A 24,428-nucleotide genomic window follows, 5' to 3' on the forward strand; every position below is an offset into this window, starting at 1 on the left:
TACTGCGAAATGCTCAATGGATTGTGGGCGCCCAAATCCGGTGCGCGGTGCTGTTAAGACGCATAAAGCGTGCCTCTGGCCGGTAGAATTTGCCTTCAGGTAAATCAAGCACTTGGCGAAGGTGCCAGCAGTTTGCTATTTGCAAGATGCATGAAGCTGCGCTGTACGCATTGCAATTTGCACGTCGGCGCCAGATTGCATTCGCCTCCCACGGGGCGTAAGAATGCCGCTTGATTACTCTATACCCGCAAGGAGGCATCAATGAATCTTCCACGCATTTGCTCGACCACCGGGCTGATAATTTCGAGTCTGTTCAGCATCGCTCATGCAGCTAATCTTGAGGACGTTGCGCCGTTTCCAAAGGCTGAGGCCGGATTCACACGGCAAGTGATTCATCTACCCAAGCAGGACCAGGAAGACAACTTCCGGGTGGAAATTCTCGCTGGCAAAACTCTTGAGGTTGATTGCAACCGTCAGCGCCTGGGTGGCGTTCTGGATGAGAAGAATCTGCAAGGCTGGGGCTATCCCTTCTACCGACTGGAGAAGGTTATCGGCCCGATGAGCACGATGATGGCCTGCCCACCTGGCAGCCAGAAAAAACGCGCCTTTGTGCCCGTCGTCGGTGATGGGTTCATGTTGCGCTACAACAGCAAACTGCCGGTCGTGGTGTACGCCCCTTCGGACGTGGAGGTGCGTTACCGCATCTGGTCAGCTTCGGACAAAGTCGGCAGCGCCCTTCAGCAATAACGCCGATCAGCCTCAAGCCGCGCATGCAGCGGCGCGCTCGGCGACGTGGCGCAGACTGTCGAAGTTGATATTGGCGCCCGAGTCGATGGCGACATATGTATGGCCGCTCACAGCGGTTCGCGCCACGTGCTGTTTAATCCCCGCGACGGCCAACGCACCGGACGGTTCGGTGATCGAGCGAGTGTCATCGTAAATGTCCTTGATGGCTGCGCAGAGTTCATCGTTGCTGACAGTGATGACCTCGTCGACGCAGAAGCGACAGATTTCGAAGCCATGCGCGCCGATCTGTGCCACAGCAACCCCATCAGCAAAAGTGTCGACTTTCGATAGTACGACGCGCTCGTCTGCGTCCATGGCGGTCTTCAGACAAGCCGAATGTTCTGACTCGACGCCAATGATGCGTATCTCGGGGCGCAAATATTTGATGTATGCGGCGATGCCGGCAATCAAACCTCCGCCGCCGACCGGAACAAAGATCGCATCGATCGCGCCCTGATGCTGGCGGAGGATTTCCATCGCCACCGTGCCTTGGCCGGCAATCACATCCGGGTCGTCAAAGGGTGAAATAAAGGTTCGTCCGGTCACCTCGCCCAGTTGCAGTGCGTGAGCCAAGGCAAACGGAAAACTATCGCCATGCAACAGCGCTTCGGCGCCACGACTTCGCACGCCAATGACTTTCAGCTCCGGCGTTGTCGATGGCATCACAATCGTTGCGGCAATGCCCAGCTCTCGCGCCGCCAACGCCACGCCTTGCGCATGGTTACCGGCGGACGCCGTGATAACTCCGCAGGACTTCTGCGCGTCGCTCAATTGCACAAGTTTGTTGTAGGCGCCACGGATCTTGAACGAAAACGTCGGTTGCAAATCTTCGCGCTTGAGCAGGATCCGGTTACCCAGAGTTTCCGACAGCGCCGGCGCATCTTGCAGTGGCGTACGCACGGCGATGTCATACACCGGCGCAGCCAGGATCTTTTTTACGTAGTGTTCGAGCAAGGCTTGCTGATCGGCGTTGTGCGGCATGGTCGTCTCCTGACGCTTTTTTCGAAACCCCGGAGACAGAAAGTAGAAACCCGCCTCTAGGGCGGGTTGGGTGCTGCAGTCGTGAGCTAGCCCGCCAAATGAGGAATGGCGGTAATAATGCTTGGCTGGCAGCGCAATACTGTAGAAGTCATGTGACTGAAATTAGCCTGAGGACAGCGAATCCGTCAATGGCCAATTTCGGCCGAGGTCTGTAGGCTGACTACTCAACCCATCAGTTCAAGGAACGAATGCATGATGTCTGTCGCCCTGCCCCTCACGGCTTTGCTCGCGTTCGCCGGTTACACCGTTTCGGTGATGCTTCAGGCTGAACAATCCTTGGTTGATTTCGGCATCAGCCTCATGTCCCGCCCCGATACCGCACAAGTAGTCATCGATTTGTACCTGTTGGCGACGCTGGCCGGAATATGGATGGTCAAGGACGCACGGTCTCGCGGGCAGACGATCATATCGGTCGTGCCTTATTTGCTGCTGACGTTGGTTTTCGTATCTATCGGGCCATTGTTGTACCTGGTAGTGCGGGGGTTTAAAGAGCGCAAAAAACTGGCGGTGTCGCCGTCCGCGGGATAATACGGTCGAAGTAGCGACACCAGCCTGTCTTTCGCGGGCAAGACCGTCTTCACAGAGCTCGTCTTCACAATGAGGCGCGAGAGCTCCTGTGGAGGACCGTCACTTCAAACCTAATTTGTACAAGGACCCGTTTTCTTCGTCTGTCAGCACATACAGATAGCCATCTGGGCCCTGACGTACGTCGCGAATGCGCTGTTTGAGCTCACCGAGCAGGCGCTCCTCATGCACCACCTTGTCGCCATCGAACTGCAAGCGAATCAGTTCCTGGGTGACGAGTGCGCCGATGAATGCGTTGTGTTGCCATGGCTTGAAGCGATCGGCATCGTAGAACGTCATGCCCGTAATACCCGGCGACTTCTCCCACACATGGTGCGGTGCAACCGTGCCTTCCGCGTCTTTACCCTTGGCTTCGGGGATCGGTTGCATGGAATAGTTGATGCCATGGGTCGCCATTGGCCAGCCATAATTCTTGCCGCGCTCGATGATGTTGACTTCATCGCCACCGCGCGGGCCGTGCTCGTTTTCCCACAGCGTACCGGTCCACGGATTGAGTGCCGCGCCCTGCGGATTGCGGTGACCATACGACCAGATCTCCGGACGGACCCCGGACTGGCCAACAAACGGGTTGTCGTCCGGAACCTTCCCGTCGGGGTAGATCCGCACGATTTCGCCTTGCAGCTTGTCGAGATCCTGCGCAGTCGGCCGATCGTTGTTTTCACCCAGCATGATGAACAGATAGCCGTCGCGGTCGAATACCAGCCTGGAGCCGAAGTGGTTGCCGACCGAAAGTTTCGGTTCCTGGCGGAAGATCACTTGGAAATCCTTGAGTGATTTCAGGTCGTCCGACAGTCGCCCTCGCCCCACCGCTGTTCCGGCCTTGTTGCCAGCGCCTCCGCCCTCGGCGTAGGACAAGTAGATCAGCCGGTCCTGTTTGAAGTCTGGCGACAGCGCCACGTCGAGCAACCCACCCTGGCCCTTGGCCCAGACTTGCGGGACACCGCTGATCGGTGCCGACAGCTTGCCATCGGCACCGACGACGCGCAGTTTGCCCGGTCGCTCGGTGACCAGCATGCCTTGCCGATCCGGCAGAAACGCCAGGGCCCATGGATGCTCAAGGCCCTCGGTGATGGTGGTGACCTCGATGGTGCCCTGCTCGCTTTGTAGCTCTTTGGCGGCAGCGGCAAATGCCGGCGTGCTGATCAGCGCCCCGGCACACAGGCTGGCTAGAAGGGTTTTACGCAACATGCACGATTCCTTTTGCTCGGTTCAAAGGCTGACAGGCTTCAGTCCTGCCGTTCAACGGGTGGTTCCGGTGCTTCGCGAAGGCGGATTGGGAATGAAGACGGGTGATGTGCTGGGCACCGAACGGATCGGCTGGCCGTTACCGATGCCACGGTTTTCGACGGTCGGCTGACGCGGCATTGGCACAGTATTCGGCCCACGGATGGGCGGTGTACTGGGCTGGGTCCCCTGCATGCTATTGGGGTTGGCCCGGCGAATCGGGCTGTTGTACGGATTGTTGCTGTTGCCGGTCGGGCTCTGCGCCAGCAACAGCGTAGCCCCAGGCACGTCCGCCTGAGCCCAGCCCGCACCGAGGCTCAGGAAAGCGATGACAAACCAGATTCGTTTCATGGCGCGGCCTCTCGATGCGCAGGGAATAGAGCCTTCGAGTCCACGCTACGCTCCGGGTTCGGATTTGTTAACCCACAGCCGTTAAACAACATGTAACACGGCTTGACCAAGTGAGCGGATGGCCCCGCAATCACGGGAAACTTTCGTCTTGCCTCGAAGGTCACCTGATCATCACTTGGAGGACTCGCAATGGCTCGAGCAATCTGGAAAGGCGCGATCAGTTTCGGCTTGGTGCACATCCCCGTCGCACTGGTTTCGGCGACCTCGTCGCAAGGCGTGGATTTCGACTGGCTCGACAGCCGCAGCATGGATCCGGTGGGTTACAAGCGAATCAACAAGGTGACCGGCAAGGAAGTCACCAAGGAGCATATCGTCAAGGGTGTGGCCTATGAAAAAGGTCGCTACGTGGTGCTCAGCGAAGAAGAGATCCGTTCCGCGCACCCGGTTTCAACGCAAACCATCGACATATTTTCCTTTGTTGATGCCGAGCAGATTCCGCTGCAGAACATTGATACGCCGTATTACCTGGCCCCCGACAAACGCGGCGGCAAGGTCTACGCGTTGCTGCGCGAAACGTTGAGCAAAACCAACAAGGTCGCCCTCGCCCGCGTGGTTTTACACACCCGCCAATACCTTGCGGCATTGATGCCGCTGGAATCGGCGCTGGTATTGGTCAAGTTGCGCTGGCCCCAGGAAGTACGCAGTCTCGATGAACTGGCGCTCGGCAGCGAGGTAACCAAGCCGCAATTGGCTAAAGGTGAGCTGGACATGGCGAAACGCTTGGTCGAGGACATGAGCGCGGAGTGGAACCCCGACGAATACAAGGATGAATTCGAGGACAAAATAATGGCTCTGGTCGACAAAAAAGCCCATGAAGGCGAGATCGAGGATGTTGAAACAGTGAGCGGCGAGGAAGAACGCAAGTCGGCCGATGTGATCGATTTGACCGAGCTGCTTAAACGCAGTCTGGGTGGGAAAGCGCCGGCCAAGCCGAAAGCCAAAGCGGAAAAACCGGCGAAAGCTGCGCCGGCGAAAAAGACCAAGAAGGCGTCCTGAAAAAATCGGGATGACTTTTAGCGCTTTATCGCGAGCAGGCTCACTCCCACAGGGCGACGCATTTCAAATGAAGGAGCGAGCCTGCTCGCGAAACGGCCAATAAGACCGCCAAAAACATCAAATCAGAATGAAGATCGCCAGCAAAGCACCAAAAATCGCCCATTTTTCCAAGTAGTAGAGCTTGCGATTGCGCTTCTTCAGTTCCTTACCGCGCAAACGAATCTTGTAGATCTTGGTAAACAAGCGGTTGATGCCACCCGTCTTGTCACCCGCATCGTTGGGCGCACCTGCCGCCGACATCACGGTCCGGCTGAACCAACGGTTGAACGCCGACGCCCAGCGGTATTTCATCGGCCGCTCGATGTCGCAGAACAGGATGATACGGTTCTTGTCAGTGGTGTTTTCCGCGTAATGGATAAACGTCTCGTCGAACATCACCGCTTCGCCATCGCGCCAATGGTAGTTCTCGCCGTCGACATTTATATAGCAACCCGCATCGTTAGGCGTTTCCAGCCCAAGGTGATAGCGGTACGAGCCCGCATAGGGGTCGCGGTGGCGCACCAGTTTCGAGCCCGGTGGCAGCTCGGCAAACATCGCCGCTTTGATCGAGCCGATGCTTTGCACCAGTTCAGTCGTGCGCGGGCACAGTTTCATCGCAGACGGATGACTGTCGCCGTACCATTTCAGATAAAAGCGTTTCCAGCCGGTTTTGAAAAAAGAGTTGAAGCCGACATCGTCATACTGACTGGAACGTTTGATCTCGCCGGCACGCAGCAGATTCTGGCCTTCTTCGCGAATCTCCTGCCAATGCGCCTGTAACGGGCTGAGATCAGGAAACTCCGCCGGATCCAGAAAAGGCTTGTTGGGTTTTTTCGAAAACAGATAAAGGAAGCAATTGATCGGCGCGAGAAACGACGAGTGATCGCTGAGCTGGCGCCCCAGCTTGTGGCGCACACGGCCCCGCAGATGAACGTATGCAATCGAAATGACATAAACAGCAGCGATGATAAGTTTCACGGAAATTGTCACACGTCAGAAATGAAAAAACTGCGCGCCGGGCTGCTTGAGGCCCTGCGTCTTGTGCAGCGGTCTGAATCCCAATGGCACGTCCTTGAGCCCGCGCCGCTTCAAGCGCTGAGTGAATGGATGGCATTTTAGCCACACTTTGTAACCGATAGTGAACCTTGATCTGTGAAAAACTGTCTCGCGTTTGCGACGATTGGCATTCGAGCGGTCATCGCCCTATCGTTTAAAGAGCCAGACCAGTACAATCGCCGCCAAACTTTACGCGCCCCCCTTGGTTGATGACGGGTCTCTCCCGCCTCAGCGCACTCTGACTCGGGCCAAGCGCTCAAGCCGCACCCTCGCTACTCGAATGCTTCGCAGGAAAAACTCTTGATCTCTACAGCTAACATCACGATGCAGTTCGGCGCAAAGCCGCTCTTCGAAAACGTTTCGGTCAAATTCGGCGCGGGTAACCGCTATGGCCTGATCGGCGCCAACGGTTGCGGCAAGTCGACCTTCATGAAGATTCTCGGCGGCGACCTCGATCCGTCCGCCGGTCAGGTGATGCTCGAGCCGAACGTGCGTCTGGGTAAATTGCGCCAGGACCAGTTCGCCTACGAAGAATTCACCGTGATCGACACCGTGATCATGGGTCACGAGGAGTTGTGGAAGGTCAAAGCCGAGCGCGATCGCATCTACTCGCTGCCGGAAATGTCCGAAGAAGACGGCATGGCCGTGGCCGAGCTGGAAACCGAGTTCGCCGAGATGGACGGCTACACCGCTGAATCCCGCGCAGGCGAACTGTTGCTGGGTCTGGGTATTCCGCTGGAACAGCATTTCGGGCCGATGAGCGAAGTATCGCCAGGCTGGAAACTGCGCGTGTTGCTAGCGCAGGCGTTGTTCTCTGATCCTGAAGTGCTGTTGCTCGACGAACCGACCAACCACCTGGACATCAACACCATTCGCTGGCTGGAAAACATCCTGACCCAGCGTAACAGCCTGATGATCATCATTTCTCACGACCGTCACTTCCTGAACAGCGTGTGCACGCACATGGCTGACCTGGATTACGGCGAGCTGCGTCTGTTCCCGGGCAACTACGACGAGTACATGACCGTGGCGACCCAGTCCCGCGAGCAGCTGCTGTCGGACAACGCGAAGAAGAAAGCGCAGATTTCCGAGCTGCAATCGTTCGTCAGCCGCTTCTCGGCGAACGCCTCGAAAGCCAAGCAGGCGACCTCCCGCGCCAAGGCGATCGACAAGATTCAGCTGGCCGAGGTCAAGCCTTCCAGCCGTGTCAGCCCGTTCATCCGCTTCGAGCAGAACAAAAAGCTGCACCGTCAGGCCGTCATGGTCGAAAAAATGGCCAAGGGTTTCGACGGCAAGCCACTGTTCAAAGACTTCAGCTTCCAGGTTGAAGCCGGCGAGCGCGTAGCGATCATCGGCCCGAACGGCATCGGCAAGACCACCCTGCTGCGCACCCTGGTCAACGAACTGACCCCGGATGCCGGTAGCGTCAAGTGGACCGACGCCGCGGAACTGGGGTATTACGCCCAGGATCACGCGCACGACTTCGAAGACGACGTCACGCTGTTCGACTGGATGGGTCAGTGGACCCAGGGCGAGCAGATGATCCGCGGCACTTTGGGTCGCATGCTGTTCTCCAACGACGAAATTCTCAAGTCGGTCAAAGTGATTTCCGGTGGTGAACAAGGTCGCATGCTGTTCGGCAAGCTGATCCTGCAAAAGCCGAACGTGCTGATCATGGACGAACCAACCAACCACCTGGATATGGAATCGATCGAGGCGCTGAACCTGGCGCTGGAAAATTATCCGGGCACGCTGATCTTCGTCAGCCACGACCGTGAGTTCGTATCGTCCCTGGCCACGCGCATCATCGAGCTGAGCCCGAACGGCGTGACCGACTTCAGCGGCACTTATGACGACTACCTGCGTAGCCAGGGTGTGGTGTTTTAAGGGCAGCTTTTAGTTTCAAGCGGCAAGCTGCAAGTTGAAAGCCCTGTCCATGTGACGGGGCTTTTTGCATTTCAGGATCAGGAACTTGTTGGTGCGCAGATATTCGCGAGCAGGCTCGCTCCCACAGGGAAATGCGTTCAAATGTGGGAGCGAGCCTGCTCGCGATGGGGCCGTCAGCAGCGCCGTCAATCCACGTTGGAGCCGCCGGAGGCTGCGAGGTTTTGATCGTTAGCCTGCTTTCTTTTCTTTCTGGCGCGCGCCATGATATCGGCAACTCTCCCACCGCCGCCCGCGAACGAGTGCTCATGTCTGCGCAGCAAACGCAAAGCTCCCTGGCGATCACTCTGCAGATCGTCTCCATCGTTTTCTATACCTTTATCGCTTTCCTCTGCATCGGTTTGCCGATCGCGGTGTTGCCTGGGTATGTCCACGAGCAATTGGGCTTCAGCGCGATCATTGCGGGGCTGGTGATCGGCTCGCAGTACCTCGCCACCCTGCTCAGCCGCCCCATGGCCGGACGTTTGTCGGACACCATCGGCACCAAACGGGCGATCGTTTATGGCCTCTGGGGCATTGTGCTCAGCGGCGTACTGACGTTGGTATCGACGTTACTGCAAAGCTTCCCGCTGACCAGTCTGTTGATGCTGATCGTCGGGCGCCTGCTGCTCGGTATCGCGCAGGGCCTGATCGGCGTCGGCACGATCAGTTGGTGCATGGGCCAGGTCGGCGTCGAACATACGGCGAAATCCATCGGCTGGAACGGCATCGCTTCCTACGGGGCGATTGCGATTGGCGCACCGTTGGGCGTAGTGATGGTCGCTGAATACGGCTTTGTCAGCCTGGGCATCGCTTTGTCGGCATTGGCGGCGGGTGCGTTGTGGTTGATCCGCAACAAGCCGTCAGTGCCGGTGATTCGTGGGGAGCGGCTGTCGTTCTGGGCGGTATTCGGTAAGATCGCGCCGTTTGGCGCCAGCCTGACGCTGGCTTCAATCGGTTACGGCACGCTGACTACGTTCATCACGCTCTATTACCTCAACCGAGGCTGGAGCGGCGCGGCGTACTGCCTGACGGTGTTTGGTGTGTGTTTCATTCTGTCGCGGCTACTGTTCCTATCCGCGATCGCACGGTTTGGCGGGTTCGCCTCGGCCATCGTCTGCATGACAGTCGAAACCGTCGGCCTGGTGATGTTGTGGCTCGCGCCCTCCACCGCTTATGCACTGATTGGCGCGGGGCTGGCGGGGTTTGGCCTGTCGTTGGTATATCCGGCGTTGGGCGTGGAAGCGATCAAGCAGGTGCCAAGTTCAAGCCGTGGCTCGGGGCTGGGGGCTTATGCGGTGTTCTTCGATTTGGCACTGGCGATTGCCGGGCCGTTGATGGGCGCAGTGGCGTTGAATCTGGGGTACTCGTGGATCTTCTTTAGCGCGGCATTGTTGTCGGTGACCGGGTTGGGCCTGACGCTGTTGCTCAAGCGTCGTGCTACTTCATGAAACACCTATCCCCTGTAGGAGCTGACGAGTGCAACGAGGCTGCGATCTTTTGACTTTGATTTTTTTCAAGATCAAAAGATCGCAGCCTCGTTGCACTCGTCAGCTCCTACAAGGATATGTGTGGTGATGAAGTTATTGATCTGCCGTCTGCATACCCGCGCGGGTCTGTCGGCCTAGCGCATGAGCAAAAAACCGCCCGGCCTCGGAAATCAGGTTGCGATGGATGTCCTCCCGATCCACGCCATCGGCGTCGGTACACAGGGCCGGCATGGCGCGAATCTGCTCTTCGTTGCATGGCGCCATGAACACGAAATGCCCTGCCCCGGCCAGCAGTTTGAAGTCCGGTGCGGTGGGCAGTTTGCGCGCCAGGGCGGCGGCGTTTTTATCGAACGCGACGAGCTTGTCGCCGTCACCGCTATAGAGCAGCACCGGCACATGCACATCCGCCAATGTATGACGGCCGAATTTAAGGCTCAGCGGCGCCATCAACAACAACGCGTGAACCCGCGGATCGGCCACCGGCTGCAGGTCATCGCGATCAACGATCAATTCGCCTTGCGTGTTGCAGGCATCATGATCGTCCGGGCGCTCCTGGCAGTAGCGGCGCAGGCGATCCAGATCCGGTTGCGCTCCGGAAAGAATCAACGCGGTCTCGCCACCGGCTGAATAACCAATGACCCCGACCTGATCAGCATTGACGAACGGCGCGAGCATGTTGTCGCCGAGGGTTGCGGTGATCGCCTGGGAAATCTGGATCGGCCGTCCGTAAAGATTGCTCAGCGTGCCAAGTCGGCTGTGGTCGCGCGAGTTGTCACCGGGATGAATCACCGCCACCACCACAAAGCCCTTACGTGCCAGCGAAGTGGCCAGATCATGCAACGCCAGCGGCGTGCCGGTGTTGCCGTGGGATAGCATCAGCATCGGAAAGCGGCCGATTGCGACCTTGGTGTCTTCGCCGGCTTCGACTGAATAACCGTCAAGCAAACTCATGTGCTCACGGTCACTGGAGGGGTAAAACGCGATGGCGCGCATCGGTTGCAGATCGAGCGGGTCGAGAAAGGTCATCTCGTGATAACCGACACTCCAGACGGGATGGCGTCCCGGCGCGGCGTGCACTGAATTCAGGCCGCCCAGCAGGCAAATCAGCAACACTGCACAAAGATGCCTCATGGAATGCCCCACCCTGTTGGACCGCGTCGTCGGATGTGCTGAAAACTGCATAACCCGGGCCAGATTATGTAACAGCCAGAAACAAAAAACTCCGTATTCGGCCCTTGCGGAACCAGAATACAGAGTTTTTCGGGTACTACCTGAACATCAGCTGTTTTTTACGCAAGCCTTACGCGGCAGCGAACAGTTGCTCGCTGATCTTCGCTTGAGCGGCAGTCATCGCGTTGTTCCGCACTTCTTCGCCATACGCCAGACCTTCGGCGCGAACGATTTCGATATCGGTGATGCCGAGGAAGCCCAGCACCAGCTTCAGATATTCTTCGTGAGCGATGCCACTGGCCTGACCCGCGTGGATGCCGCCGGAGGTGGAGACGATCACTACTTTTTTGCCACCGCACAGGCCTTCAGGGCCGGCTTCGGTGTAACGGAAGGTCTGGCCGGCGACGGCGACACGGTCGATCCAGGCTTTGAGTTGGGTCGGCACGGTGAAGTTATACATTGGCGCGGCGATGACGACGGCGTCGGCGGCGATGAATTCGGCCAGCGTCGAAGCGCTCAGGTCGGCTTCATGCTGTTGCGCGGCGTCACGCAGTTCGGCGGTGGTGCCCGCAGCCACCAGCGTCGTCGACGAGAAGTGGCTGATAGCGTCGGCGGCCAGGTCACGATAAGTCACCACAGCGCCGGGCTCGGCAGCCTGCCAGGCTTTGACGACTTCGCTGCTCAACTGACGGGAAGCCGAGTTGTCGCCCAGAATGCTCGAATCGATATGCAGCAGTTTCATGTGAATTCTCCTGAAATGATCGCCGGTGGCGACGGAATGAAGACAATCCTACGCAAGAAACCAATGGATGATTAGCCGCCTGGAATGCGATAGTTTGTCCCATTGATAGGACAGTTGGATTTGACCATGCAGGATCTCAACGATCTCTACTATTTTGCCAAAGTCGTCGAGGCTGGCGGTTTTGCGGCGGCCGGGCGTGCGCTGGGCATTCCCAAGTCGCGTTTGTCGCGACGGATCGCCGAACTGGAAGAACGCCTTGGCGCCCGCTTGCTGCAACGCACCACCCGCCAACTCAATCTCACCGCCGTCGGTGAACGCTATTTGCGCCACTGCCAGGCGATGCTGCTGGAAGCGGAAATGGCCGACGAGGCCGTCGCGAGCATGTCCAGTGAACCGCGCGGTCGCTTGCGGGTGTCCTGCCCCACCGGCCTGGCGCGGGAAATGTTGCCGGGGGTGATCAGCGATTTCCTTGGCAAGTTTCCCCAGGTGCAACTGGAAGTTGTGCTGCTCAATCGTCGCGTCGATCTGGTCGGCGAAGGTTTTGATGTGGCGCTACGGGTACGTGAACATGGCGATGAAGATCCGTCACTGGCAACCCGGCGCTTGCGTCAGGCACAAATGGTTGTGGTCGCCAGCCCGGCTTTCATTCAGGGTCGCTCGATCAACCACCCTCACGATCTGAAGAATCTGCCAGTGCTCGGCGCACTGGAAGCGGATCGCATGGTGCATGTGCGCTTGCTCGATCAGCAGGGCAATCCTTTTGAACTGAGCATGGAGGCTCGGCTGGGCATCGACGATTTTGTCGTGCGCAAAGCCTGCGTGCTCGCCGGTCAAGGCTTTACCCTGTTGCCGATGATGTATTGCGAAGCCGAACTGGATAACGGCACGCTGGTGCAGATGCTGCCGCAATGGTCGCTGCCTGGCGGCTGGTTGCAAGCGGTGTACCCGCATCGGCGCGGGGTGATGCCGGCGGTGCGCGCGTGGATCGACCATTTGGTTGAGTCGTTCAATGCGTGCGGCGAGCGGTTGTTATGAACAACGGAGCGGTTGCTATGAAGAAGGCACGGATGAGTGAAGCGGATGTCGCCGAGTTCTGCCTGGCATTGCCGGGCGCGCGGCAGGATTACAAATGGGGCGGCGTGCGGGTGTTCTCGATCGCGGGTAACAAGATGTTTGCCTTACAGGGTCTGCGCGGAGACTCTCTGGCCTTCAAGGTCGACAAAGACCTGTTTCTCGGCCATTGCGACCGCCCCGGCATCCATCCGGCGCCCTATCTGGCGCGGGCGCAGTGGATCATCATGCATCCGCCTTATCCGTTGGCTGCCGAGGAATTGCAGGGGTTGTTGCAGCGCTCGCATCAGTTGGTGGTTGGCAAGTTGCCGAAGAAGACTCAAATCGGTCTCCTGCTGTAAACCCGATCCCCTGTAGGAGTGAGCCTGCTCGCGATAGCGGTGTGTCAGTCGATCTTAACGTCACAGGTAGACCGCTATCGCGAGCAGGCTCGCTCCCACCGGGGATCTGCTGTGGCTGTCAGATTAGAGACAACAGGTTCGAGCCGAGAAATATCTGGTCGATCCAGAACATCTGATGCAACGCCACGATCACCCAAAACAGAATCTGGAAAGACACCTTGCGCGTCTTGTGCCGGAACACTTGTTGGGCGATCAACGCGCCCGGCCAGCCACCCGCCAGTTCTACGGCATGGAGGATATTTTCCGGGGTGCGCCAGGCATCGGCGCGTGCCTTGCGCTTGTCGGCCCAATACATGAAGAACGCCAGCACGCTGACAATTCCATAGGCCGCCAGCGGCACGCGCGAGATATCGTTCAGCCACATCGACAGCGCGCCGAACAACGGCAACGCACAGACGATCAGCAAGATGATCACTTTGAATTTCAGGTGCTGGACACCGCCACCGGAGGGTCGCCCTTCCGGCCGGCGTGCGCGGGAGTCACTCAAGGCTTGGCCGCCGCCCAATCCACCCAGCCGAACTGCCAGGTCGCCAGAATCAGCAGACCAAACACGATCCGATACCAGGCAAACGCTGCATAGCTGTGGTTGGCAATGAACTTGAGCAAACCGCGCACGGCGATCATCGCGAAAATAAACGCGGTGACGAAACCGATGGCGAACACCGGAAAATCCGCCGGCACGAACAGGTCTCGATACTTGTAGCCTGAGTACACCGCAGCACCGACCATGGTCGGCATGGCCAGAAAGAATGAGAACTCGGTGGCGGTTTTGCGTGACAGCCCGAACAGCAAGCCGCCGATGATCGTCGAGCCCGAGCGTGAAGTGCCGGGAATCATCGCCAGACACTGGGCGAAGCCGACTTTCAGGGCGTCTTTCCAGGTGATCTCATCAACAGTTTCGACATGCACCTCATGCTGACGCTTCTCTGCCCAGAGCATGATGACGCCGCCGACGACCAGCGCCGCTGCAACCGTGACCGGGTTAAACAGGTATTCGTGGATCAGATCGGCAAAGATCACACCGAGTACCACCGCAGGCAGGAACGCAATCAGCAGGTTGGCGGTAAAACGCCGCGCACTCGGCTGGGTCGGCAAACCGATGACCACGTCGAAAATCTTCCGTCGAAACTCCCAGACCACCGCGAGAATCGCGCCCAACTGAATAATGATGTTGAACGCCATTGCCCGTTCACCGCCGAATCCGAGCAAGTCGGCAACGATGATCTGGTGTCCGGTACTGGAAATGGGCAAAAACTCCGTCAGCCCTTCTACAACGCCAAGAATAAGTGCCTGCAAAGCCGTCCAAAGATCCATCAATCCCCCAAAGAGCGATGCGCACCGGCATGCCCCGATAGTATTTTTTTACGTTCACTGCGATCAGAGTAGCGGCTTTTGGCTCGACCGATTCCGCGCACAGGATCCACACGCAACAGTCAAAATTGCGTGAAATATCAACTTGGATTCAGGTTTTAGCGCGCGGGGCCGAAATCCTATCAGACAAGCCGTACTAATGCTGCTGCGGCTTACGACCCCGGTCGATATGCCTGCTCACCGAATCGTGGATGGATGCAGGCAGCGGTTAACTACAAGAACAAGAACCCGGAGTGACAGCGTTATGAACAGCTTGCGCAGTGTGTCGATCAGCCGACGCTTGTGGCTCATCCTGATTGTGGCAGTGGTGATGTTGCTGACCTTGGGCGCGTTGATGCTCAAGCAGATTCACGATGACCTGTATCACGCCAAGGCGCAGAAAACCCAGCATGTGGTGCAGACCGCCAGTGGTCTGCTGACCTATTACCACGGCCTCGAAACCGCCGGCACCTTGGCCAGAGAGGCCGCGCAGAAACAGGCGCTGACGGCGATTCGCGGCCTGCGTTATGACCAGAGTGACTACTTCTGGATCAACGACCTCACGCCCGTGATGGTCATGCACCCGACCAATCCCAAACTCGAAGGCCAGAACCTCTCGGCGATCCGCGATCCTGACGGTTTTGCGGTGTTCAACGAAATGGTCGCCATCGCCAAAGCCAAAGGTGCCGGCATGGTCAATTATCGCTGGCCGAAACCGGGCGCGACCGAGCCAGTGGCGAAAACGTCTTACGTAAAACTCTTCGAGCCATGGGGTTGGGTGATCGGCTCCGGCGTATATGTCGACGACGTGCAGGCCGAATTTCAGGGGCAGATGATCAAGGCATCGGCGATTGGTCTGGCAATTGCGCTGATCATGGCGCTGCTGGTGATTCTGATTGCGCGCAGCATCGTCCGTCCGTTGCAGGAAACCGTGAATGCGATGGCCAACATCGCCAGCGGCGAAAGCGACCTGACCCGCAGCCTCGACACCCACGGCAAGGATGAGGTCACCGAACTCGCCCATCATTTCAATGCTTTCACGGCCAAGTTGCGTCGGGTCATCGGCGACTTGCAGGTGTCGGCCAGTGCGCTCGGTCAGTCATCCAGCCAACTGGGCGACGACGCGGCGCAAGCCCAGCAACGCAGCCAGCAGCAGTCGCAACAAATGGAACTGGTGGCCACCGCCGTTAATGAAGTGACTTACGGCGTGCAGGACGTGGCGAAGAACGCCGAGCATGCTGCCGCTGAAATGCGCGATGCCGAAGCGCAGGCGCAGCAGGGTCAGATCAATATTGACGGCAGCCTGCAGCAGATCGACAGGCTCTCGGGCACGATCGATCAAGCCGTCGAGGTGATCCGCACGCTGGCCGCTGAAAGCACGCAGATAGGCAGCGTGCTCGAAGTGATCCGCTCGATCGCCGAGCAGACCAATCTGCTGGCGCTCAACGCGGCCATTGAAGCAGCCCGCGCGGGTGAACAAGGTCGCGGTTTTGCGGTGGTTGCCGATGAGGTGCGGTTGCTGGCGCAGCGTACGCAGAAATCGACGGCGGAAATCCAGTCGATGATCGAGCGCTTGCAGAATCATTCCGAGGCAGCCGTGAAGGTCATCGGCGACAGCAGCAAGGCGTCGCAACTGACCATCGAACAGGCAGGCCTGGCCGGCGCAAGTCTCAATGCAATTGGTCAGGCGCTGCGCAATCTCAACGGTTTGAACGCATCGATTGCCAGCGCGACATTGCAGCAGGCGCATGTGGTTGAAGACATCAACCAGAACGTCACCCAGGCGGCCGGACTCTCGCACAGCACCGCCATGGCGGCCGAACAGTCTAGCGCTGCGAGTTTGCGACTTGGGCAGTTGAGCGAACAGCTCAACGGGTTGTTGCGTCAGTTCCGGGTCTGACCCAGACGCCGAGATGAATTCACCCCTCACCCCAGCCCTCTCCCCAAGGAGAGGGAGCCGACCGAGGTGGCTGGCGTTCACGGATTCGCTAAAGATCTTCCAGGCCGACGCTACTTACAACATCCCCTATTAGTCCCCTCACCCCGGCAGAGGGTCAGGGTGAGGGGCTTTTGATCTGGCGAATACAGTACAATCCGCCCCCTCCTCAATTCCCCAAAGGAACCTTCATGTCCGGGCTCGAACTGTTTGCCGCCGCCCTCGGTGTGATCGCCGTCTGGCTGACGGTCAAACAGAATCCGTGGTGCTGGCCCGTCGGGCTGGTCATGGTGCTGCTTTACAGCTGGATCTTCTATGAAGTGAAACTGTATTCGGACATGTTGCTGCAAGTGATCTACGCCGCGTTGCAAGTTTACGGCTGGTGGCAGTGGACGCGAGCCGGGACGATGCACGACGGTCGCCACGTCACGCGGCTGGATCATCGCTTGTTAGTGATCGGCCTCGGCTTCGGTGCCGTCGGCAGCGTGTTGTTGGGCGCGGCCATGGCGCATTGGACCGACGCGGCGCAACCGTGGCTCGATGCTGCACTGACCGGTTTCAGCCTCGTCGCGCAGCTATGGATGGCACAAAAACGTCTGCAATGCTGGGCGCTGTGGTTCGTCCTCGATGTGATCTTCGTTGGCCTGTTCATCTATAAGGGGCTGTACCTCACCGCAGGGCTCTATGGCCTGTTCACGCTGTTGGCCATACAAGGCTGGCGCGAATGGCGTGCCGATCCGGCGCTGCGCACATGAAGGTCGTCGTCCTGACTGGTCCCGAGTCGACCGGCAAAAGCTGGCTGGCGGCGGGCCTCGAGCAGCGATTCGGTGGCCTGCGTGTGGATGAATACGTGCGGCGCTTCATCGAATTGAATCCTCGCGAGACTTGTTTGGCGGACATCCCCGAGATCGCCCGTGGCCAACTGCAATGGGAAGATCAGGCCCGCGCGCAATTGCCGGCGCTGTTGATCCTCGACACTCACCTGTTGAGCAATATCCTCTGGAGCCAGACCCTGTTCGGCGATTGCCCCCCATGGCTGGAACGCGAGTTGTTGGCACGCCATTACGACCTGCACTTGTTGTTGTCCCCGGAACAGGTCGACTGGACTGATGACGGTCAGCGTTGCCAGCCAGATATGAATGAACGACTGGCATTTTTCCACGCCACTCGCGATTGGCTTGAACAACATTGCCAACCGTTCGAGGTTATTCAAGGCAACTGGCTTGAACGGCAAACGCGGGCATTCACACTGGTTGAGCATCTGTTGGCAAACTAGCCCGTTCTTTGGGGCGCTTGCCCCGTGGTTCCCCCGGTTTTGGGGGGCAAAGTGTCCGTTCCTGAAACACTCAACGATGTCCAAAGTGCCCGTCTAAACGCACTTCATTGCTTTGTCATGCCGAGTGTTAGGCAGGTGAAACACTCAAGCGCAAACCCCCATTCCAGAGCGTTGTTCAGCCAACGGACAGCTTAGGGCTTGGAGTGGTGTATCAGCGTTGAAACACGCCTGACATCTACCCAGCGCGACTCTCCGTTAACTCATTGAAAACAAATCGAAAATCAAAAGCGGCACAGCTTTCGCTCTCTCCTTCACAACGCTGACTAGGGCCAGCCCACTGAAGAAGGAATGCAGCCGTGGGGAACATCAATAAAACCTTGACCTGCCTTCTGCTGATCGGATCAGCAGCCAGCACATTCAGCAGCTTCAACGCCCAGGCCGAGGGCAACGGTGTGATCGTCCTCAACCGCGACGTTCAGCCGATCCCGATCGGCCGCAACGGCGGCAAAGATCCTTACCCGACCACCGTCAATGCCAACCCTTCGGCGCGGATCAATCAGACCCTCAGCAGCACCGAACTCAGCGACGGCGATTTCGCCAATGTCGCCAGCGGGTCGTCGATTCGCGGCAACATGACCACGCCCAGCTCCAACCTGCCCGGCATGAACACACTGACCAACCAAAACGGCTTGCCCGGCATGCGCACCGGCAGTGGCGGCGGTGCAGGCGGTTCGATTTCCAACACCGTCAACCGGGCGATGAGCACCGGTCTGGCGCCTCTGACTCGCATGGCCGGAGGCCAATGACATGAATCGCACCTTACTGCTTCTCGCCCTGCTCGGCTGCACCCAGGCCATGGCCGATTCGGCCTCGGTCAACAATGCCAACCTGCAGAATTCGGGCGCGCAATACCGCGGCAATTTCAACGTCAACCAGGCCGCCGGTGACCAGATGCAACAAGCCAATACCAAGGCGATTGCGATCGGCACCGAATCCCACGCCACCACGCACGTCATGCAGAGCATTGACACACCCGCCAGCCGCGCCATCGACGCGAGCGCCAACATTGGCGGCAACTCTTTCAGTAACGGCAACGGGATCCTTGGTGTGAACCAGGGCGCCGGTGCCAACAATCAAATGGCCAACGTCACGCGCGTCAGCATCAGTGCTGCCCCGCAGAGCGTTGACGACAGCGCCCTTTCACAACAGAACGTGGCGTTTTTACCAAGCTCAGGAGCAACTGGTACCTCTATCGGCAGTCGCCAGGTCACGACAAGTGATCAGGCCTTCACCGGCAGCCGCGGGGTAATTCAGGTGAACCAGAGTGCCGGGGTGGGGAACCGCATGGCTAACACCCTGAGCATCCGGGTCGCAGACTGACCCATACAAAAAGCAGTGCAATTAGAAAGTACCGACACTTAACCAACTAATAAGCACGATGGAGAAACACCATGAAACCTACAATGGCTCTCAAACCACTGGTTTTCGCACTCGCAGCAGTGATGGCAATGGCAGCACAAGCGGGCGGCCGTGATGACAACAACGGTCATGGAAATGGAAATGGACACGGCAACGGTCACGGCCAGCCGCAAGGTCCTAATCTTGAACAACTGCTGCAAATTACCGCAGGCGCTGGCGCCGCTGTGCTCGACGCGCAAAACAGCGACGGCAACGTGGTAAAAAACCAGGGCACCTTGAACAATGCCAATGCCAGCGACTCGCTCAACGGCTCCAACGGCAACATGGGCGCCAACGTTGCAGCCGGCGACGGCAACCAGCAAGACAACGCTGCTGCACTGGCGACCGCTGACGAAAGCTTCATCTTCGGCAATGCTGTTGCGGCTTCGAGTGCGACTCAGGTCAACAACAACAACTATGTGAAAAACTCGTCCACCTTCAACAACGCCACGCTCAACAACGCAGGCAACAATGGTTCCGGCAACATCGGCATCAACGTGAGCGCCGGCAACTTCAACCAGCAGAAAAACAACCTCGCCATCGCCGTGTCCGGCGGTCGTGTAGCGCAGGCTGCCGCCTCTGCCAACCAGGCTTCGACCGGCCTGGTAGTCGACAACAAAGGCGTGCAAACCTACAAAACCGACACCCTTACTGGCACTTATGCAGCCGCTGGCACGTTCAAAGCCAAAGGCACTGCAACCATCGAAGACGACAACCATGGCGGTTGGGGTAACCGTGGCGGCGGCCACGGCGGCAACGATGATCAGAAAGCCAAGTTCGAAGCCGTGGGTTCTTTTGGCCTCGCTGGCGTAACCACCCAACAAGTGTTGACCAAAGATGGCTGGAAAACTCCTGTCGTCAACAACGCCAACATGACCAACTCGATGAACAACTTCTCCGGCAACGGCGGAGCCAACGTCTCGGCTGGTGTGGGCAACCAACAAAGCAACTCGCTGTCCATCGCCGCAGGTTGCAAAGCCTGCATGTAATCGCGATCGAAACGAAAGCCCCGGTAACGGGGCTTTTTTCCTCGGTTCCACAAGGCGTATTCGATCATGCGGACTTCTGCCCTCCTCGCTTTGCTGTGTCTGTGCGGCCTGACTCAGGCAGCGCAAATGCCCGTGGCTGCCCTGCCGGGTGGCGTGCTGGTCTACAAAGACGTGCAAAGCATTCGGGAGCGCAAGTTTGCCGACATCGTCGAACAGAAGACCGATTTCAGTTGCGGCGCTGCTGCACTGGCCACGGTCCTGCGTCAGGCTTATTGGCTCGACGTCGATGAGGAGCACATCATCAAAGGCATGCTGGTCAATGCTGACCAGGACCTGGTGCGAACCCAGGGTTTTTCCATGCTCGACATGAAGCGCTACGTAGAAAGCATCGGCATGCGTGCCCGAGGCTACCGGATCCCGCCCGAGAAACTCGAAGCGGTGACCATTCCGGTGGTGGTTCTGATGGATATTCGCGGCTACAAGCATTTCGTCGTGCTACAGCGTTCGGACAAGCAGTGGGTCTACATCGGTGACCCGGTTCTCGGCCACAAGCGCTACAAACATGACGACTTTGTCAAAGGTTGGAACGGCATCGTCTTTGCCATCGTCGGCCCAGGCTATGACAAGGCGAACGCCTTGCGCAGCCCTCCGGTGCCGCTGACGGCGAAGAACACGCTGGATGGCTTCAACCCGGTCAAAGATGCGGAATTGATGGATTTCGGGTTCATTCAGAGCGACTTCTTTTAATCGCCGAGTTAGAGATTGGGACTGGATGTCCCGGGAGCAGCAGATGAAAACCTCATACTGGCTGGCCGCCGCCTGCCTGGCAGCGAGCGCGTCAGGCTTTGCCCATGCCGGATTCAAACCCATCGAAATCAAGGACCAGGAGCTCGCCGAGCTGCGTGGTCGCTACGTCATGCCGGGGCGCATTATCAGCTTCGGCATTGTAATGAGCAGCACCTGGCGCAACGCCAGCGGCGATTTGATCGGGGCCGCGACCTCGATGCAGGTCCAAGCCTCTACGGTCAAACCGCAATTCTACGTCTCGACCATCAAGGAGTCGGGCAACGGCAGCGCGCCGTCACTGGGCACTGGCACCGTGATCGGTGGCGCCGGCCTCAACAGCAGCCAAGGCGTGACGCAAAGCGTACGGGCGGCAGGTGATGGCAACACCGCCAACAACAACGTGGCGATCAACGTCCGCGAGGCGAGTCAGGCACCGGCACTGGCGCCGTCGCAAGGTCAGGCCCTCATCGCCGGACAGACCATCACCGGCAGCAACGGCGCCGGCAGTGTCGCGGTTTCGGCCAACGGTGGCGGCGTGCAAATGGCCATTCAGGCCAGCGGCAATCAAGGCACCGCGCTGCAACAAGTCGCACAGGGCGGCCTGCTGCAAAACACCCGCCTGCTGGGCAGTGCCAACGTGGTCAACAACCTCACGCAACTCAACGTCGTACTTAACAATAACGGCAGAAGCGCCGGTGCACTGGACTGCAACCTGACTCAACTCGGGGCCCTACGCAATATCGGATATTGAACTACGCTGAGTCTCGATCATTGGGCTAAAAGGGACGGCTTATTCATGTATCGATCAGTCTCACTGCGTGTCGCAGTGTGTTTGAGTACCCTTCTTCCGGCGGCAATGTTGCAAGCAGCACCCGACGCCGATGTAGAAGCCCTGAAACGGGAACTACTGGAACTGAAACAACGATACGAAGTACAACAACAAGCCCTGGCGGTACTTGAACAACGGGTCCGCCAGGTAGAAGAACAACCCGCCGCCCCACCGCCGAAAAGGCTGGCCAAATCACCATCGGACATGAAAGGCAATCGCGTCGCTGCCGGAGCCGCCACAGGCACCGGTGCGGCCGCAGCCTCAGGAGGCGCCGCCGGGGGCAGTGGCGCTTCTTACGGGCAATCGCTGGCTGACGATTCGCAACCGGCGCAAAGTGTTTCCAACCTGTATGACGAAGCCAGCGGTTTCTTTGGCGGCGGCAAGTTCAGCGTGGAAACCGGGGTCACCTATTCGCGCTATGACACCCGCCAGTTGATCCTCAACGGTTTCCTCGCGCTGGATTCGATTTTCCTCGGCAACATCAACCTCGACCGGATCAAGGCCGACACCTGGACCCTCGATCTGACAGGCCGCTACAACTTCGACAATCGCTGGCAGTTCGACCTGAACGTGCCCGTGGTGTATCGCGAATCGACTTACCAGTCGGGCGGCGGCAACCAGGGCGCGGCGGGCGTCACCACTGAAGAAACCGTCACCAAGGATCCGACCATTGGCGACGTCAACTTCGGTGTCGCCTACAAGTTCCTCGACGAGTCGGTCAACACCCCGGATGCGGTCGTCACCTTGCGTGTCAAGGCGCCGACCGGCAAAGACCCGTTCGGCATCAAACTGCGCCAGACCGATGCGAACTCCAACCTGTTCGTCCCCGACACCCTGCCCACCGGCAACGGCGTCTGGTCGATCACACCGGGCATATCGCTGGTCAAGACGTTCGACCCGGCGGTGCTGTTCGGCAGCTTGTCCTACACCCACAACCTGGAGGAGTCGTTCGACGACATCAGCTCGACCGTCAACCAGAAAAACCCGGGCAAAGTGCGCATTGGCGACAGCTTCCAGATCGGCGCAGGTATCGCGTTTGCGCTGAACGAGAAGATGAGTATGTCGTTCTCGGTATCTGACCTGGTGCAACGCAAAAGCAAGCTGAAACAGGATGGCGGCGACTGGGAATCCGTGGTGTCGAGCGACGCCAACGCCGGTTACTTCAACGTTGGCATGACCATCGCGGCTACCGACAATTTGACGATTGTGCCTAACTTGTCGATTGGGATGACTGACGATGCGCCGGACTTCTCCTTCAGCCTGAAATTCCCGTATTACTTCTAAAAGCAAAAGATCGCAGCCTTCGGCAGCTCCTACATAGATCCGTGTAGGAGCTGCCGAAGGCTGCGATCTTTTGATCTGGGGTCGCCAAAGACCCGGGCCGCGATCGGACGATCTTTTGATCTTGCCCTGTCTAACGAATCTGATGTTTGTGCAGTAACCGATAGAAAGTCGGCCGGGAAACGCCGAGCACTTTGGCAGCGATGCTGAGGTTGTCACTGTGCCGATTCAACACATCACAGAGCGCCTGGCGTTCAGCACGGGTTTTGTAATCTTCCAGAGTGCCCATGGGCGTGGCGATGGAATGCTGGCTGATCAGGCCGAGGTCACGCGCCTCAATTTGCCGCCCCTCAGCCAGAACCAGGCCCCGCCGCACACGGTTGGCCAATTCGCGCACGTTGCCAGGCCAGTCGTGTTTGCCCATGGCGATCAGCGCATCCTCGCTGAAACTGCGCGGGCGTCGACCGGTTTCATGGCTGTAGAAATGGGAAAAATGGTTGGCCAGCATCGACAGATCACCATGCCGTTCACGCAGCGGCGCGGTGACCACTTGCAGCACGTTGAGGCGGTAATAAAGGTCTTCGCGAAAACGTTTTTTCTCAATGGCGGCTTCCAGATCGACGTGAGTCGCCGCCAATACCCGCACATCAACCGGTATCGGCTGACTGCCACCGACACGCTCGATGTGCCTTTCCTGAAGAAAACGCAGCAGATTCGCCTGCAGTTCCAAGGGTAAATCGCCGATTTCGTCGAGGAACAACGTGCCGCCGTTAGCGGCTTCTATACGGCCGATTTTGCGCTGGTGGGCGCCGGTGAATGCGCCTTTTTCATGGCCGAACAGTTCGGATTGAATCAAATGCTCCGGGATCGCGCCGCAATTGATTGCCACAAAAGGTTTGTTGTGGCGCTGCGACTGTCGGTGCAAAGTGCGCGCGACCAGCTCCTTGCCGGTACCGCTTTCGCCACGAATCAACACCGGCGACTCGGTGGGCGCCAGTTTGCTGAGCAGTTTACGCAGTTCGCGGATCGGTTTGCTGTCGCCGAGCAGTTCGTGTTCGGGCTGGTCAACATGGATCGTGCCCTGCCCGCGGAGACGCGCCATGCCAAATGCGCGACCAAGGGTCACCTGCACCCGCGAAACGTCGAAGGGCAAAGTGTGGAAATCAAAAAACCACTCACAGACGAAGTCGCCGACGTTCTGTAAACGCAGGACCTCCTGATTCAACACGGCAATCCATTCGGTGCCGCTGCGGCTGATCAGCTCCTTGACCGCATCGGGTCGCTCAAGATGAAATGGCTGCAACCGCAGCAGGCCGACATCACAACTGCGGTCGGCAGCATTTTCCAAAGTACAACTGTCGACATCCCAGCCTACCGCGCGTAATCCAGGCAGGAGGCGATGACAGTCGTCGCATGGGTCCACTACTAGTAAACGTCTTGATGCAGGCGCTTCACTCATGACTGTTCCTTGGCGCCAAATATTAGAAATGATTGTAAAAACAGTCATTTGGCAGACCCGACTGTAACATTAGCAAGATTTTGACAGCGCCTTGTATCGATTGCTTATAGGCATACAATCAAACTCGTT

At 58.2% G+C, this 24,428-nt stretch carries 24 protein-coding genes and 1 pseudogene; 16 read left to right on the top strand and 9 right to left on the bottom strand.

Going from position 1 to position 24,428, the window contains the following annotated elements:
* The first annotated feature begins 261 nt into the window (after positions 1–261).
* On the top strand, positions 262–747 hold the full coding sequence (eco, locus tag EL257_RS14490) for a serine protease inhibitor ecotin (protein WP_126363619.1): 486 nt from the start codon (positions 262–264) through the stop codon (positions 745–747).
* Positions 748–777: 30 nt separating this feature from the next.
* Here eco and ilvA read toward each other — a convergent pair.
* Positions 778–1,767, bottom strand: a pseudogene (ilvA, locus tag EL257_RS14495) (threonine ammonia-lyase, biosynthetic); the annotation flags it as partial.
* 252 nt (positions 1,768–2,019) lie between these two features.
* On the opposite strand from ilvA, the gene EL257_RS14500 reads away from it, so the two are divergent.
* On the top strand, positions 2,020–2,355 hold the full coding sequence (locus EL257_RS14500) for a DUF2834 domain-containing protein (RefSeq protein WP_126363624.1): 336 nt from the start codon (positions 2,020–2,022) through the stop codon (positions 2,353–2,355).
* A gap of 99 nt (positions 2,356–2,454) precedes the next feature.
* Here EL257_RS14500 and EL257_RS14505 read toward each other — a convergent pair whose 3' ends face one another.
* Both EL257_RS14505 and EL257_RS14510 read right to left on the bottom strand, forming a co-directional pair.
* Positions 2,455–3,600 carry a PQQ-dependent sugar dehydrogenase gene (locus EL257_RS14505; protein ID WP_126363626.1) on the bottom strand — a complete coding sequence of 382 codons (1,146 nt, stop codon included), beginning with the start codon at positions 3,598–3,600 and terminating at the stop codon, positions 2,455–2,457.
* Between the two features lie 51 nt (positions 3,601–3,651).
* A complete protein-coding gene (locus EL257_RS14510; RefSeq protein WP_126363628.1) occupies positions 3,652–3,987 on the bottom strand; it encodes a hypothetical protein in 336 nt (111 codons plus the stop codon).
* A 189-nt stretch (positions 3,988–4,176) separates the two neighbouring features.
* On the opposite strand from EL257_RS14510, the gene EL257_RS14515 reads away from it, so the two are divergent.
* Positions 4,177–5,043, top strand: a complete 867-nt coding sequence (locus EL257_RS14515; protein WP_126363630.1) for a Ku protein — start codon at positions 4,177–4,179, stop codon at positions 5,041–5,043.
* A gap of 117 nt (positions 5,044–5,160) precedes the next feature.
* Here EL257_RS14515 and lpxO read toward each other — a convergent pair whose 3' ends face one another.
* Entirely contained in the window at positions 5,161–6,060 is a 900-nt protein-coding gene (gene lpxO, locus EL257_RS14520) for a lipid A hydroxylase LpxO (protein ID WP_126363632.1), read from the bottom strand.
* 378 nt (positions 6,061–6,438) lie between these two features.
* Between lpxO and EL257_RS14525 the strand changes: the two genes are divergently transcribed.
* Complete coding sequence (locus EL257_RS14525) at positions 6,439–8,025, top strand: ABC-F family ATPase (protein ID WP_126363634.1); 1,587 nt, start codon at positions 6,439–6,441, stop codon at positions 8,023–8,025.
* A gap of 305 nt (positions 8,026–8,330) precedes the next feature.
* On the top strand, positions 8,331–9,512 hold the full coding sequence (locus EL257_RS14530) for an MFS transporter (protein ID WP_126363636.1): 1,182 nt from the start codon (positions 8,331–8,333) through the stop codon (positions 9,510–9,512).
* 132 nt (positions 9,513–9,644) lie between these two features.
* On the opposite strand, the gene EL257_RS14535 is transcribed toward EL257_RS14530, so the two are convergent.
* Both EL257_RS14535 and EL257_RS14540 read right to left on the bottom strand, forming a co-directional pair.
* Positions 9,645–10,682: an alpha/beta hydrolase family protein gene (locus tag EL257_RS14535; protein ID WP_126363638.1), complete on the bottom strand. Its 1,038-nt coding sequence runs from the start codon at positions 10,680–10,682 to the stop codon at positions 9,645–9,647.
* 169 nt (positions 10,683–10,851) lie between these two features.
* Positions 10,852–11,463 carry an FMN-dependent NADH-azoreductase gene (locus EL257_RS14540; protein ID WP_126363640.1) on the bottom strand — a complete coding sequence of 204 codons (612 nt, stop codon included), beginning with the start codon at positions 11,461–11,463 and terminating at the stop codon, positions 10,852–10,854.
* A gap of 126 nt (positions 11,464–11,589) precedes the next feature.
* Between EL257_RS14540 and EL257_RS14545 the strand changes: the two genes are divergently transcribed.
* Complete coding sequence (locus EL257_RS14545) at positions 11,590–12,498, top strand: LysR substrate-binding domain-containing protein (RefSeq protein ID WP_126363642.1); 909 nt, start codon at positions 11,590–11,592, stop codon at positions 12,496–12,498.
* A gap of 17 nt (positions 12,499–12,515) precedes the next feature.
* On the top strand, positions 12,516–12,875 hold the full coding sequence (locus tag EL257_RS14550; RefSeq protein ID WP_126363644.1) for an MmcQ/YjbR family DNA-binding protein: 360 nt from the start codon (positions 12,516–12,518) through the stop codon (positions 12,873–12,875).
* A gap of 118 nt (positions 12,876–12,993) precedes the next feature.
* Here EL257_RS14550 and EL257_RS14555 read toward each other — a convergent pair whose 3' ends face one another.
* Positions 12,994–13,422 carry a DUF1294 domain-containing protein gene (locus tag EL257_RS14555; protein WP_126363646.1) on the bottom strand — a complete coding sequence of 143 codons (429 nt, stop codon included), beginning with the start codon at positions 13,420–13,422 and terminating at the stop codon, positions 12,994–12,996.
* Positions 13,419–14,249: an undecaprenyl-diphosphate phosphatase gene (locus tag EL257_RS14560; protein WP_126363648.1), complete on the bottom strand. Its 831-nt coding sequence runs from the start codon at positions 14,247–14,249 to the stop codon at positions 13,419–13,421. Before EL257_RS14560 ends, EL257_RS14555 begins: the two co-directional genes overlap by 4 nt.
* Positions 14,250–14,550: 301 nt before the next feature.
* Here EL257_RS14560 and EL257_RS14565 point away from each other — a divergent pair, with 301 nt between their 5' ends.
* The 9 genes from EL257_RS14565 to EL257_RS14605 all read left to right on the top strand — a co-directional run bounded on the left by EL257_RS14565 (position 14,551) and on the right by EL257_RS14605 (position 22,843).
* Positions 14,551–16,185, top strand: a complete 1,635-nt coding sequence (locus EL257_RS14565; RefSeq protein WP_126363650.1) for a methyl-accepting chemotaxis protein — start codon at positions 14,551–14,553, stop codon at positions 16,183–16,185.
* A gap of 227 nt (positions 16,186–16,412) precedes the next feature.
* On the top strand, positions 16,413–16,976 hold the full coding sequence (gene pnuC, locus EL257_RS14570) for a nicotinamide riboside transporter PnuC (protein ID WP_126363652.1): 564 nt from the start codon (positions 16,413–16,415) through the stop codon (positions 16,974–16,976).
* Positions 16,973–17,497: an AAA family ATPase gene (locus EL257_RS14575; RefSeq protein WP_126363654.1), complete on the top strand. Its 525-nt coding sequence runs from the start codon at positions 16,973–16,975 to the stop codon at positions 17,495–17,497. The genes pnuC and EL257_RS14575 overlap by 4 nt, the downstream gene beginning before the upstream one ends.
* Positions 17,498–17,853: 356 nt before the next feature.
* The gene (locus tag EL257_RS14580; RefSeq protein WP_126363656.1) at positions 17,854–18,303 is read left to right on the top strand and encodes a hypothetical protein; all 450 of its coding nucleotides are present in this window, start codon (positions 17,854–17,856) and stop codon (positions 18,301–18,303) included.
* A 1-nt stretch (position 18,304) separates the two neighbouring features.
* Complete coding sequence (locus tag EL257_RS14585) at positions 18,305–18,877, top strand: adhesin (protein WP_126363658.1); 573 nt, start codon at positions 18,305–18,307, stop codon at positions 18,875–18,877.
* A gap of 71 nt (positions 18,878–18,948) precedes the next feature.
* The gene (locus tag EL257_RS14590; protein WP_126363660.1) at positions 18,949–19,944 is read left to right on the top strand and encodes a heme utilization protein; all 996 of its coding nucleotides are present in this window, start codon (positions 18,949–18,951) and stop codon (positions 19,942–19,944) included.
* A 66-nt stretch (positions 19,945–20,010) separates the two neighbouring features.
* The gene (locus tag EL257_RS14595) at positions 20,011–20,691 is read left to right on the top strand and encodes a C39 family peptidase (protein ID WP_126363662.1); all 681 of its coding nucleotides are present in this window, start codon (positions 20,011–20,013) and stop codon (positions 20,689–20,691) included.
* A gap of 43 nt (positions 20,692–20,734) precedes the next feature.
* A complete protein-coding gene (locus EL257_RS14600; protein WP_126363665.1) occupies positions 20,735–21,481 on the top strand; it encodes a hypothetical protein in 747 nt (248 codons plus the stop codon).
* A gap of 45 nt (positions 21,482–21,526) precedes the next feature.
* Positions 21,527–22,843, top strand: coding sequence for a transporter (locus EL257_RS14605; protein WP_126363667.1), 1,317 nt, complete (start codon positions 21,527–21,529; stop codon positions 22,841–22,843).
* Between the two features lie 130 nt (positions 22,844–22,973).
* On the opposite strand, the gene EL257_RS14610 is transcribed toward EL257_RS14605, so the two are convergent.
* Complete coding sequence (locus EL257_RS14610; RefSeq protein WP_126363669.1) at positions 22,974–24,299, bottom strand: sigma-54 dependent transcriptional regulator; 1,326 nt, start codon at positions 24,297–24,299, stop codon at positions 22,974–22,976.
* Between the last annotated feature and the right edge of the window lie 129 nt (positions 24,300–24,428).

Origin of the sequence: Pseudomonas fluorescens, assembly GCF_900636825.1 — a bacterium.
Lineage (GTDB): Bacteria > Pseudomonadota > Gammaproteobacteria > Pseudomonadales > Pseudomonadaceae > Aquipseudomonas > Aquipseudomonas fluorescens_BG.